Source organism: Skermanella sp. (assembly GCF_059503625.1).
Genome location: NZ_JCACHA010000532.1, coordinates 11277 through 22226, shown reverse-complemented (window position 1 = coordinate 22226; position 10950 = coordinate 11277). Strand labels below are relative to the sequence as shown.

The following is a 10950-nucleotide window of genomic DNA, read 5'->3' as shown; positions in this document are numbered from 1 at the left end:
TGGTGGCGGCCCGCTTCGGAGGAGATGGCGCCGGCCTTGACGGCGTCCTGAAGCGTCTGCTCCGCCCTGCCCCACTGGGCGGCGCGGGTCTCCAGATCGAACAGCGTCGTCAGGACCCACGGGGTCTGCGGCTGAAGCGACTTGGCGCGGCGGGCGAGTTGCAGCGCCTGCGACTGGTTGCCTTCCCGGATCGACTGGGTCAGCAGGCCGCGCACGCCGAGGAAGGCGGTTTCCGGCATGTCCAGCATGGTGTGGAAATACCGCTCCGCCGCCTTCTCGTCGCCGTTGAGCTGTGCCGCCTGGGCCGACAGCAGCATGGTCAGCGGCGGGTCGCGCAGCATGGTATCGGCCTCGCGGGCATAGCGGCGGGCGCCGGCGGCGTCGCCGGCCGCAACCGCGACCATGCCGCGGGTCAGGGCGCGGTAGCCGCGATCCCGCTTGCGGACGCTGCGGGCGCGGCCGAAGGCGCCAGGAGCGCTCCGGATGCCCCGCCACAGCCGATAGGCGATGGCCGCGATCCCGATCAGGACCACGACCACCAGCAGGAGCATGGCGAACGAGGTGTTGATGACGTAGCCCAGCCAGTCGATCGTGACGGCGCCGGGATGTTCTACGAGGTAGATGGCGATCGCTACCACGATCGCCAGCTTGATAAGGAACCAGATGGCGCGTGTCATTACTGGGTGCCTCCGGGCGAACCCGCGAGGCGGGCGATGGCCTGGCCGGTCAGCAGGGCGCCGGCGTTGTTGGCGGCGAGGCGGGCCTTGGCATCCTCGATCCAGGGCTTGGCGACGCCGGCCGGCTCACCGGTCAGCGTTTCCAGTTCCTTGACGGCTTCGTCGAGACGGCCGGCCTTCATGTACTGCTCGGCCCGCGCGGTGACGGCGTCGGCGCCGCTGCCCTGGATGTCGCCCGCCGTGCGGCGGACGCTGACCAGGGACGATGCGGTCGAAATCGCCTTGTCCCACCACTGGCCGGCTTGGCCGGTCGCAATCACGCCGGCGCGGACGATCTCGCCCGCCACGTCGGAGAACTGCTGGCTCAGCTGGGTCTCGGTCGGGATGCCGTCTGCGGCGTAGGGCTCGATCTCCTTGAGCGCACCGACCACCTGCGGATCCTGAAGGTTGACCGCACGCACCGCCGACAGCTCGCCGCTGAACGGCCTGGAGCTTTGCAGGGCCGCGCGAAGCTGGCCCGCCGCCAGGACCAGCGCCTGCGCCTTGCTCTCCTCCGCCTGCCGGAGGGTCAGCGTCTCAGCGACCTTGGCGGAGCGGTTGGAGGTTTCGGTGACTTCCTGGGCAAGGCGGTTGGCTTCCTGCTCCAGTCCCGTGACCGACTGGCTCAGGCGGCTGATCGCCTGTCCCTGCTGGTCGATCGTGCCGAGACGGCCTTCCAGCCCCTGGATGCGTTCGCGGATCTGGGCCAGCGCCAGAAGCTGCTGTTCAAGCGGAACGACGCGGGCGTCGAGCGCCTGCTGGTCGAGGCCCGGACGCGGCTGGGGCCGCTGCTCCAGAGCGCCGAGGCGGCTGGCGAGCTGCTGCACCTGGGCCTGGACGATCTGCTCGACCTGACCTTCGTCGAGACCGCCGGCGGCTTCGGACGCTGCCGGGGCCGCATCGCCGGATGCCGGCGGCTGGCCCTGGTTCTGCTGGCCCTGGCTCTGCTGAACCGCGCTGAGCTGCTGCTCGAGCTGGGCGATCCGGTCGCTGAGCGGGGCAGTGTCGCTGCCGCGCGAGGCGAGCTGTTGAACGCGCTGCTCCAGTGCGGTCACCTGACCCGGCAGATTGCTGCCGGTCTGCGGCGGCCAGACCTGCGGGATCACCTTGGGACCCCAGACCGGCGCCGTCACGGCGGCGCCGGAACCCAGCAGCGCCAGCAGGATCGCGAAGGTCGCCAATCCCTTGCCGCCGCCCGAGGCCCGGGCCGGCTCGGGGGTGTAGACGGGCTCCGAAGCTGTAGAGGACATGGGCTCTGACGCGGTCTCGGTTGAAGAGGCGGCGGGCTGTTCGTAGCTGCGGGGCGACGTCCAGGGCGTGCCGGATGCGCTGCCCGCGACGGGCTCGACAGGCTGCTCCGGCTCCAGGGAAGTCGGGCTTGGGGTCGTCGGGGTCTCTGTGCCGGAGACGATGATCGTCGACGACGACTCCTCGGTGGACCGCTCGTCCGCAGGGGCGGCGGCATCGAGTTCCGCCTGGTCCAGCGTCACGTTGTGGCGCTTCGCGGCGGCGAGCAGGTCCGGGTGACGGTTGCTCGGAATGGCGCCGCGCTTCTTCCAGCCCTGGACGGTGGTCACCGGCATGTTGAGCTTGTGGGCCATCGGGCGGATGCCGCCGAACTTTTCGATGATCCGCTCCGCGGCGGTACCGTTCGGGTTGGCGCCGTCGGAGGACTCCGGCACGGTCGGATCGTTATCCGATTGATCGGGGGGACGGGGACTCATGAGCGGCCTTCTCGTATTCCCTGGGGGCGTTTATCGTTGGTCTGTTTTTGGCTGACTGTTCGGAGGGACTGGTTTGCGGGACTGGTTCGCAGGATCGGACTGGTTTTCTTCGGGTGAGCCTTCTTCACGATGGGGGCAGGTGCCGGACGAGGAGCGGCAGATCAAGCAGCGAATCCTGATCGGGCTGCGCCGCCACCTGAATATCTTGCCATCTCACCGTACGCACTGCCGTACCTACCGCCTCGCTGAGGCATAACGCCACGACTCCGCCGAGACGCTCGGCCAATCCCGAGTTCTGAACAACCTTAACAAAGCTTTGCGCCGTCCGGGGAGAGAAAAACAGGACTGCGCCGATTGTACCGGCGTACAGAGCCTCCCTCGCCGGCGGATCGAACTCCGTCACCGGGTCGGCGGCGTACAGCACCTGACGCTCAAGCCGGAAGCCGGCGCTGCCGAGATCGCCGGCCAAGTCTCCGGCGACGGCGCTTCCCGCCGCGTGGAACAGACGGCCGGCGGCCGGGTCGAGCCGGGCCTTCACCAGACGCGCCAGACTTTCCACATCGCCGTGAGCGCTTTCGACCTGGATGAAGCCTTCGTCGCGCGCCGCGCGAGCCGTGGCGTCGCCAACGGCCAGTGCTGGCAGATCCCTGGCCTTCGTACGCGCTGCGGTAGCCCGTACGCCATTTGCGCTTGTGAAAAGCAGCGCCTGTACGCCATCGAGATCGAGCGGCGGCCCTTCCAGCATCCGGATTTCCAGCATCGGCTGGATCATGACCGGAAATCCGCGCCGGTCGAGTTCGGCCGCCAAAGCCTCCGCATCGTCGCGCGGCCGGGTGACGAGGATGCGGGGAGGCGACCCGGTCACGGCGACGATCCGGTCACGGAACGAAGAAGTCCGGCGGCATCAGGCTCTTCAGCTCCTCGCCGGCGTCGCGGCCCAGAGCCTCGGCGTCCGATGCGCGTCCACTCCGGTCCGTGCGCAGCACGCGACTGCCCGCGGGGTCGGCAACCAGCGCCTCCAGCGTCAGGGCGCCGGTACCGTCGAGCTGGGCCAGTGCGGCGATGGGAGTGCGGCAGGAACCGTCGAGCGCCGCCAGGAGCGCCCGCTCGGCCGCGACGCGGATGAAGGTTTCCTCGCAGTTCAATGCAACCAGCAGGCCGTTGGTGTAGTCGTCGCCGGCCCGCGTCTCGATCCCGATGGCGCCTTGGGCGACCGCCGGCAGCATGATGTCGGTTTCCAGGACGGCGGTGATGCGGTCGGTCATGTCGAGACGGCGCAGCCCGGCAAGCGCCAGCATCGTGGCATCCACCTCGCCCGCCGCCAGCTTGCGCAGGCGGGTTTCGACATTGCCGCGGATCGGCACGACCTTCAGGTCGGGGCGGCGGGACAGCACCTGGGCCTGCCGGCGCAGGCTGGCGGTGCCGACGACGGCTCCTTCCGGCAGATCGTCCAGATGCCCGGCGATCTCGGAGAAGAACGCGTCGCGCGGGTCCTCGCGCGGCAGGAGACAGCGGATCTCCAGCCCGTCGGGCAGCCATGTCGGCACGTCCTTCATGGAATGGACCGCCAGATCGATCGAGCCGGCGGTCAGCGCCTCCTCGATCTCCTTGGTGAACAGCCCTTTGCCGCCCGCCTCCATGAGGGTACGGTCCTGGATGCGGTCACCGGTCGTCTTGATCACGACGATCTCGATGGCGTCGGGCGCCGCCAGGGCGGCGTGAGCCGCCGCCAGCCGTGCGCGGGTCTGGTGGGCTTGCGCCAGCGCCAGCGGGCTGCCGCGCGTGCCGATTCTCAAAGGGTTGCTCATGTACTTTCTTTAGGACGTTATGGGACGCACGGGAAGTCCCCACATGCGTATTTGAGGCGCATGCGGAAAGCCCGTTGGTATAAGCGCTTTTAGGCTATATGTCTCGCTATCGTATTGGTGCGGCGCAGCTAGGGCATCTGGTCAGGGACAGTCGATGATAACGGAGCGACGGCAGGTAATCTTCTCGAACGAGGCGGTGAAGGAAGCTGTCCGCCTGTTCGCCAGCCTCCACCCGGACAAGATGCCGCACGGACAGATCCGGCGAGTCTGGACCGTTTCGGAACCGGAACTTCAACTTGCAGTGCAGGTCGAACAGGCGGGGGCGCGCCAGCTTATCGAGGCCATCTTCACCTAGGGCGAGATCGCAGCGTTCCTGATCCTGTTCTGCCGCAAGAACAAGGTGCCCCTGCCACGCAACGCCGACAAATTCCTGGAACTGGAGAACGGGTGCCTGTCGCTGGTCATCACCAAGCAGATCCTGACCGAGAACCTTTCGTCGACAAGATCCTCCGACTGACATGATTATCCACCGACAAGACAATCTACTGACATGATCATCCTGGGCATCGAAACGAGCTGCGACGAGACGGCAGCCGCCGTGGTCACCGACCGGCGGGAGATCCTGGCCGACGTCGTGCTGTCGCAGCTCTCCGACCACCGTCCCTATGGCGGCGTCGTCCCTGAGATCGCGGCGCGTGCCCATCTGGAACATCTCGACGGCCTGATCGCGCGCGCGATGTCCGATGCGGGCCTGAGCTTCGATCAGTTGGACGGCGTGGCAGCTACCGGTGGACCGGGCCTGATCGGCGGCGTGATCGTCGGCGTCATGACGGCCAAGGCGATCGCCGCCGTGCGCGGCCTCCCCTTCGTCGCCGTCAACCACCTGGAAGGCCATGCGCTGACCGCCCGGCTGACCGACCCGTCGCCGGAGGGACTGGCGTTCCCGTATCTCCTGCTGCTGGTGTCGGGCGGCCACTGCCAGCTTCTGGCGGTGGAAGGCGTCGGCATGTATCGCCGGCTCGGCACTACGATCGACGACGCGGTCGGCGAAGCGTTCGACAAGGCGGCCAAGCTGATGGGCCTGGGCTATCCCGGCGGGCCGTTGCTGGAGAAGGCCGCGGAGGGCGGCGATCCCGGGCGCTTCGAGCTGCCGCGCCCGATGAAGGGACGGCCGGGCTGCGACTTCTCCTTCTCCGGCCTCAAGACGGCGGTCCGCAACCGGCTGGACGAGCTGCCGCCCGGACCGTTCGACCCGGTCGATATCCGCGATCTGGCCGCCGGCTTCCAGGCCGCCGTCGGCGACGTGATGGTCGACCGCTGCACCCGCGCCATCGCCCGGTTCCGCGCCGAGCACCCCGAGGGCAATACGCTGGTGGTGGCGGGGGGAGTCGCCGCCAACAAGTACCTGCGCGCGCGGCTGACGGCGCTGACGGAGAAGCTGGGCTTCCGCTTTCAGGCTCCGCCGCTGAAGCTGTGTACCGACAACGCCGCGATGATCGCCTGGGCCGGCGTCGAACGCCTGCAACTCGGCCAGACCGACACTCTGGACTTTGCCCCCCGCCCCCGCTGGCCGCTCGACCCGACCGCGAAGAAACCGGCGGGCAAGGGGGCCAAGGGGTAGAAAATTTACAGGCCGCTGCGGCTCGGGAGCCGGTAAACTTCTGAATCGTTGCGTTTACCAATCAGGTGGATTGAAACCGTCAACTCGTCAAACTCATAAATGATCCTGAACTCTCCGGCATCAGCACGGCGATATGGGTAGCCACGGAGCATGCTTGAGTCGTGTGGTTCAGGATTTTCCTTAAGCTCGGCAAGTTTGCCAGCCAGCTGCTTTGCTTGTTTTGCCTGCAAATTGCTTAGGAACTTCGCAGCCTGCCTGGATAGTTCAATGGCTCGCATTCAGAAGCCGCTGAAGTAGAGCTTCAGACTCAGCTTGCCCTATGGAACCCTCTTCCTCTGCCTCACGCGCTCTTCTGCCCCACCATTCGTCCTCAAGCGCCTCCAGTCGGCGAAACGCCGTCATGGATAAAACGACTGCAACCTGATTGCCGTCCTGCTCGATGGCAATCGGCTCCTGCCCAACATCATCGAGGACGCGGTGGAAATCGCGTTGAAGATCCTGCGCTGCTACCGTCTTCATGGGAACTCCCCTGCATTCCTCACCATTTCGGTGAGTTGCATGGATATATGAAAGTGGATTCTGTCAGTTTCGCGGTTTAGGCCAGCAGCGAAACACAACGGTCCACCCTTTCCCTCGCCAACCCGGTTGCCATCCCGGGACGGCTCGCTTAATGAAGGCGTGATCCGCGAGACGAGGAAACCTGTCATGACCGCTGCCGATGTTGTCCCCTTCGCCCGCGTCGGCGTGATCGGCGCGGGTGCGTGGGGGACCGCCATCGCCCTGGCGGCATTGCGCGCCGGGCGCGAGACCGTGCTTTGGGCGCGGAACCCGGATGCGGTCGAGGCGATGAGGCGGGAGCGGGAGAATATCCGCTATCTGCCGGGCGTTCCGCTGCCGCCGGCGCTGGACCTCACCGCCGACCTGGGCGAGATAGCGAAGGCGGACGCGATCATGCTGGTGACGCCGGCGCAGCACCTGCGGACCGCCTGCGCCAAACTGGAGCCGCTGCTGCGGCCCGGCACTCCGGTCGTGCTGTGCGCCAAGGGGATCGAGCTTTCGACCGGCTGCCTGATGAGCGAGGCGGCGGAGACGTCCCTGCCCGCCTCGCCGGTCGGCGTGCTGTCCGGCCCGACTTTCGCGGCGGAAGTCGCCAAGGGCCTGCCGACGGCGGTGACACTGGCGATCCGGGACCAGGAACTGGGCGCCCGGATCGTCGAGACCCTCGGCAGCCGGTCGTTCCGGCCCTATCTGTCCGACGACATCATGGGCGCTCAGGTCGGCGGCGCCGTGAAGAACGTGCTGGCGATCGCCTGCGGCATCATCCTGGGCCGCCGACTCGGCGACAACGCCCGCGCCGCCCTGATCACGCGCGGGCTGGCGGAGATTTCCCGGCTTGGGCTGGCGCTGGGCGCCCGGCCCGAAACGCTGATGGGGCTATCCGGCCTTGGCGACCTGACGCTGACCTGCACCAGTCTCCAGTCGCGCAACACGTCGCTGGGAACGGCGCTCGGCGAAGGCCGCACCCTGTCGGAAGTAATGGGCGAACGGCATTCGGTCGCGGAGGGCGTCCACACATCAGCGGCATTGGGAGAACTGGCCCGCCGCCATGGCGTGGAGATGCCGATCTGCCGCGCGGTGGACGCCATCCTCAACCGGAATGCCGATATCGACGAAACCATCGCATCGCTGATGGCCCGGCCGTTTCGCATCGAAGGCCGCTGATGTTATGAGTCGTTGATGTTAACAGTAGTTTCAGACGCAACAGGAACCTGGGAGGAATAACGATGCTCTACGTGATCACCTGCACCGACAAGGCCGGCAGCGGCGACATCCGTGCGGCCAACCGCACTGCCCATCTGGCCTATCTGGAAAGCTTCGGCGACAAGATCTTCGCCGCCGGCCCGACCCTGACCGACGACGGCAGCGCCATGACCGGCAGCGTGCTGATCGTCGATTTCGACGACAGTGCCGCGGCCCAGCGCTTCACGACGGACGATCCTTATGCCAAGGCCGGTCTGTTCGAAAGCGTAACGATACGCCCGTGGCGCAAGGTCCTGCCGAAGTCCTGACCTTTCCCGTCTGAACGAACCTGTATAGAGACCTCTATCCCAAGGCGGCGGCGATGGCGTACTGGCTGGTAAAATCCGAGCCCTTCAAATACTCGTGGGACCGGATGGTCGCGGACGGCGTCACCCATTGGGACGGCGTCCGGAACCACCAGGCGTCCAACAACCTCAAGGCCATGCGTCTTGGCGATCGGGCATTCTTCTACCATTCCAACGAAGGGTTGGAGATCGTCGGCGTCGTCGAAGTGGCGAGGGAGTACTATCCGGACCCCAGCGACGAGAAAGGCCGCTTCGGCATGGTCGATGTCCGGGCGGTCGCTCCCGTCGTGACTCCGGTCACCCTGAAGCAGATCAAGACCGATCCGGAGTTGGCCGACATGGCCCTGATCCGGCAATCTCGCCTGTCGGTTTGCCCGGTCACCGAAGCCCAATGGAGCCATATCTGCCGGCTTGCCGGCCTTGCCGAGGACGTCGATGGCGGTTGCGCTTTGTCTGCTTGAGGAAATTCCCGACGGCACCGGACGCGGCTTCACGCTGAAGTCCGGTATCGGGAAGTCTCCGGACAGCCTGGATATCCTGATCGTGCGATCGGGGAGCCGGGCGTTCGGCTACGTCAATTCCTGCCCGCACGCGCGGTCGCCGCTGGATTGGACGCCCGACCGCTTCATGAGCCGAAACGGACGGCATATCCAATGCGCCACCCACGGCGCCTTGTTCGAGATCGAGACGGGTCGCTGCGTCAGCGGTCCGTGTGTCGGCAAGCACCTGACACCGGTATCGCTCACCGTGACCGGCGACGGTGTCGTAACGGCGCGGGATTGACGCCCGTCAGGAAGCGCTCGTCAGGAAGCGCCCGTGATGCTGGCGCCGCAGTCGCGGGCGCTGTGGACCACCCGGCGGGCGACCGCCCGCAACTCGGCCGCGGCGGTGGCGTAGCCATGGCCGTCACGCGGCAGCGCCCGAAGCACGGCGTCGATCGTCATCAGGCTGGTCTGGTTGCTGATCTGGCTGAGGCGGCGGATCTCGCCCGTCAGGCTATCCGTCCCACCGTCCGCACCGACATCGCTCGTCATGGCCTTGTCCCGCGCTGATTGCAAAAATCCTGGCTGACACGAGAATATGCAGCCTTGACTTAACGGCTGGTAAATGTTGCGGAACCGGAACGTTACCTTTCGCCGGTTCGGCATTGGTCCGATGCACACCTCCTTGCGACTAATTGTCCACGTCGCCACTGCAAGCCGGAGAGAATGCTGCTGTCCCGGCTGCCTTGCCATCTTCCAAGTGGAATGACCACTTCGCCATCGAATTGCTCAAATCCTCGTTGTGGAAGAGTGGCTTCCTGAAATATTTGTATAAATGATCGAAATATTCGGCTTATTTTACTTTTCCAGTAGGCGCGCAGAACGACATCTACGCTCAATATCTCTAGCTACCTGCAAGTTCCTGCCGGAATGGATTGTATGCCTCAGACATTATGTCATAGTTGACATGAACCCGGCATGCGGGAGCTTGGCCAGCCGAATACAGTCGATTACTGCCAGGGACCGGCATCCCGATGGAAATCCGGTCGCCGGTGACGATCCTCGGAATATGCTGTTGAGGTAGATCAATGCGTAAGGATGTCCCCGCGCGCGATATGACGGGAGGCGGATTTCCACAGCCGGCATGGCCTGCGCGACACATGCCCTCCACCACCCGAACGGCTTGTTAAAGCTGCGCCGCTGTGGCTAATCTTCCGCAGACCGAGAGAGGTTACCGGATCGATTATTCCAAGATCGGCCGTCAACTGTAACCAGAACGAACCGGGGGAACCGCGAGCCAATGAACACAACGCCCAATACGACTCCGAGCAGCTTCCCGCCTCCCGAATCAGTCGCGAAGTCGGCCTGGGTCGATGCCGCAGGCTACGCCCGGATGTACGAGCAGTCGATCAAGGACCCGGAAGCATTCTGGGGCGAGCAGGGCAAGCGCCTGGACTGGATTCGCCCCTACTCCAAAGTCAAGGACGTCAGCTTCACCGGCGACGTCCATATCCGCTGGTTCTATGACGGCACGCTCAACGTCAGCGCCAACTGCATCGACCGCCATCTGGCCGACAAGGCCGACCAGACCGCGATCATCTGGGAAGGCGACAACCCGGCCGAAAGCCGCCACATCACCTATCGCGAGCTTCACGAGCAGGTCTGCCGGCTGGCCAACGTCCTGAAGGCGAAGGGCGTCAAGAAGGGCGACCGGGTCACCATCTACCTGCCGATGATCCCGGAAGCGGCCTATGCGATGCTGGCCTGCGCCCGCGTCGGCGCCATCCACTCCATCGTCTTCGGCGGCTTCTCGCCGGACAGCCTGCGCGACCGCCTCGTCGACTGCGACAGCCACCTGCTGATCACCGCCGACGAAGGCCTGCGCGGCGGCCGCAAGGTCCCGTTGAAGAAGAACGCCGACGAGGCGCTGAAGCAGTCTCCCTGCGTCAAGACCCAGATCGTCGTCCGCCGCACCGGCGGCGCCGTGGAATGGACCGAGGGCCGCGACTTCTGGTACGACGAGGAGATCGCCAAGGTCTCGGCCGAGAACACTCCGGACGAGATGAACGCGGAAGACCCGCTGTTCATCCTCTATACCTCCGGTTCGACCGGCAAGCCCAAGGGCGTGCTGCACACCACCGGCGGCTATCTGGTCTACGCGTCGATGACCCACCAGTACGTCTTCGATTACAAGCCGGGCGAGGTTTACTGGTGCACGGCCGACGTGGGCTGGGTCACCGGTCACTCCTACATCGTCTACGGTCCGCTGGCCAACGGCGCCACGACGCTGATGTTCGAGGGCATCCCGAACTATCCGTCGGTATCGCGCTTCTGGGAAGTGGTCGACAAGCACAACGTCTCGATCTTCTACACGGCTCCGACCGCCATCCGCTCGCTGATGCGCGAGGGCGAAGGTCCCGTCAAGAAGACGAGCCGCAAGTCGCTGCGCATCCTGGGCTCGGTCGGCGAGCCGATCAACCCGGAAGCCTGGCTG

The 10950-nt window shown here is 65.7% G+C and carries 14 protein-coding genes; 7 read left to right on the top strand and 7 right to left on the bottom strand.

Features of this window, described 5'->3' with window-relative positions; genetic code table 11:
• The 4 genes from AC5JJ6_RS11435 to hemC form a co-directional block, all read right to left on the bottom strand.
• Window positions 1–677 (bottom strand): heme biosynthesis HemY N-terminal domain-containing protein (locus AC5JJ6_RS11435; RefSeq protein ID WP_496042149.1); only part of this gene is annotated, 677 nt, incomplete at its 3' end.
• Window positions 677–2440: a COG4223 family protein gene (locus AC5JJ6_RS11430; RefSeq protein WP_496042148.1), complete on the bottom strand. Its 1764-nt coding sequence runs from the start codon at window positions 2438–2440 to the stop codon at window positions 677–679. The genes AC5JJ6_RS11430 and AC5JJ6_RS11435, both read right to left, overlap by 1 nt.
• A 124-nt stretch (window positions 2441–2564) precedes the next feature.
• Window positions 2565–3305: a uroporphyrinogen-III synthase gene (locus tag AC5JJ6_RS11425; RefSeq protein ID WP_496042147.1), complete on the bottom strand. Its 741-nt coding sequence runs from the start codon at window positions 3303–3305 to the stop codon at window positions 2565–2567.
• A gap of 13 nt (window positions 3306–3318) precedes the next feature.
• Window positions 3319–4248, bottom strand: a complete 930-nt coding sequence (gene hemC / locus AC5JJ6_RS11420; RefSeq protein ID WP_496042146.1) for a hydroxymethylbilane synthase — start codon at window positions 4246–4248, stop codon at window positions 3319–3321.
• A 154-nt stretch (window positions 4249–4402) separates the two neighbouring features.
• Between hemC and AC5JJ6_RS11415 the strand changes: the two genes are divergently transcribed.
• Window positions 4403–4603: a hypothetical protein gene (locus AC5JJ6_RS11415; protein WP_496042145.1), complete on the top strand. Its 201-nt coding sequence runs from the start codon at window positions 4403–4405 to the stop codon at window positions 4601–4603.
• A 195-nt stretch (window positions 4604–4798) separates the two neighbouring features.
• Window positions 4799–5869: a tRNA (adenosine(37)-N6)-threonylcarbamoyltransferase complex transferase subunit TsaD gene (gene tsaD / locus AC5JJ6_RS11410; RefSeq protein WP_496042144.1), complete on the top strand. Its 1071-nt coding sequence runs from the start codon at window positions 4799–4801 to the stop codon at window positions 5867–5869.
• 5 nt (window positions 5870–5874) lie between these two features.
• Here the strand turns inward: tsaD and AC5JJ6_RS11405 are convergent, their stop codons facing one another.
• Together AC5JJ6_RS11405 and AC5JJ6_RS11400 are read right to left on the bottom strand one after the other, a co-directional pair.
• On the bottom strand, window positions 5875–6147 hold the full coding sequence (locus tag AC5JJ6_RS11405; RefSeq protein WP_496042143.1) for a type II toxin-antitoxin system RelE family toxin: 273 nt from the start codon (window positions 6145–6147) through the stop codon (window positions 5875–5877).
• The gene (locus tag AC5JJ6_RS11400) at window positions 6134–6388 is read right to left on the bottom strand and encodes a type II toxin-antitoxin system Phd/YefM family antitoxin (protein ID WP_496042142.1); all 255 of its coding nucleotides are present in this window, start codon (window positions 6386–6388) and stop codon (window positions 6134–6136) included. The genes AC5JJ6_RS11405 and AC5JJ6_RS11400 overlap by 14 nt, the downstream gene beginning before the upstream one ends.
• Before the next feature lie 186 nt (window positions 6389–6574).
• Here AC5JJ6_RS11400 and AC5JJ6_RS11395 point away from each other — a divergent pair, with 186 nt between their 5' ends.
• The 4 genes from AC5JJ6_RS11395 to AC5JJ6_RS11380 all read left to right on the top strand — a co-directional run bounded on the left by AC5JJ6_RS11395 (window position 6575) and on the right by AC5JJ6_RS11380 (window position 8757).
• Window positions 6575–7591 (top strand): NAD(P)H-dependent glycerol-3-phosphate dehydrogenase, encoded by a 1017-nt coding sequence (locus tag AC5JJ6_RS11395; protein WP_496042141.1) that lies wholly within the window; start codon window positions 6575–6577, stop codon window positions 7589–7591.
• Between the two features lie 62 nt (window positions 7592–7653).
• Entirely contained in the window at window positions 7654–7938 is a 285-nt protein-coding gene (locus AC5JJ6_RS11390) for a YciI family protein (protein WP_044428217.1), read from the top strand.
• A gap of 53 nt (window positions 7939–7991) precedes the next feature.
• The gene (locus AC5JJ6_RS11385) at window positions 7992–8435 is read left to right on the top strand and encodes an EVE domain-containing protein (RefSeq protein WP_496042140.1); all 444 of its coding nucleotides are present in this window, start codon (window positions 7992–7994) and stop codon (window positions 8433–8435) included.
• Complete coding sequence (locus AC5JJ6_RS11380; protein ID WP_496042139.1) at window positions 8410–8757, top strand: Rieske (2Fe-2S) protein; 348 nt, start codon at window positions 8410–8412, stop codon at window positions 8755–8757. Before AC5JJ6_RS11385 ends, AC5JJ6_RS11380 begins: the two co-directional genes overlap by 26 nt.
• Before the next feature lie 20 nt (window positions 8758–8777).
• Here the strand turns inward: AC5JJ6_RS11380 and AC5JJ6_RS11375 are convergent, their stop codons facing one another.
• Complete coding sequence (locus AC5JJ6_RS11375; RefSeq protein WP_496042138.1) at window positions 8778–9008, bottom strand: hypothetical protein; 231 nt, start codon at window positions 9006–9008, stop codon at window positions 8778–8780.
• A 748-nt stretch (window positions 9009–9756) separates the two neighbouring features.
• Here AC5JJ6_RS11375 and AC5JJ6_RS11370 point away from each other — a divergent pair.
• On the top strand, window positions 9757–10950 hold a 1194-nt coding region (locus AC5JJ6_RS11370), incomplete at its 3' end, for an AMP-binding protein (RefSeq protein ID WP_496042137.1).

Coding starts and splice junctions, on each gene's coding strand:
- AC5JJ6_RS11380 (WP_496042139.1), top strand. CDS start 8,410: ATGGCGGTTGCGCTTTGTCTGCTTGAGGAAATTCCCGACGGCACCGGA.
- AC5JJ6_RS11375 (WP_496042138.1), bottom strand. CDS start 9,008: ATGACGAGCGATGTCGGTGCGGACGGTGGGACGGATAGCCTGACGGGC.
- AC5JJ6_RS11395 (WP_496042141.1), top strand. CDS start 6,575: ATGACCGCTGCCGATGTTGTCCCCTTCGCCCGCGTCGGCGTGATCGGC.
- AC5JJ6_RS11400 (WP_496042142.1), bottom strand. CDS start 6,388: ATGAAGACGGTAGCAGCGCAGGATCTTCAACGCGATTTCCACCGCGTC.
- AC5JJ6_RS11385 (WP_496042140.1), top strand. CDS start 7,992: ATGGCGTACTGGCTGGTAAAATCCGAGCCCTTCAAATACTCGTGGGAC.
- tsaD (WP_496042144.1), top strand. CDS start 4,799: ATGATCATCCTGGGCATCGAAACGAGCTGCGACGAGACGGCAGCCGCC.
- AC5JJ6_RS11405 (WP_496042143.1), bottom strand. CDS start 6,147: ATGCGAGCCATTGAACTATCCAGGCAGGCTGCGAAGTTCCTAAGCAAT.
- hemC (WP_496042146.1), bottom strand. CDS start 4,248: ATGAGCAACCCTTTGAGAATCGGCACGCGCGGCAGCCCGCTGGCGCTG.
- AC5JJ6_RS11390 (WP_044428217.1), top strand. CDS start 7,654: ATGCTCTACGTGATCACCTGCACCGACAAGGCCGGCAGCGGCGACATC.
- AC5JJ6_RS11430 (WP_496042148.1), bottom strand. CDS start 2,440: ATGAGTCCCCGTCCCCCCGATCAATCGGATAACGATCCGACCGTGCCG.
- AC5JJ6_RS11415 (WP_496042145.1), top strand. CDS start 4,403: ATGATAACGGAGCGACGGCAGGTAATCTTCTCGAACGAGGCGGTGAAG.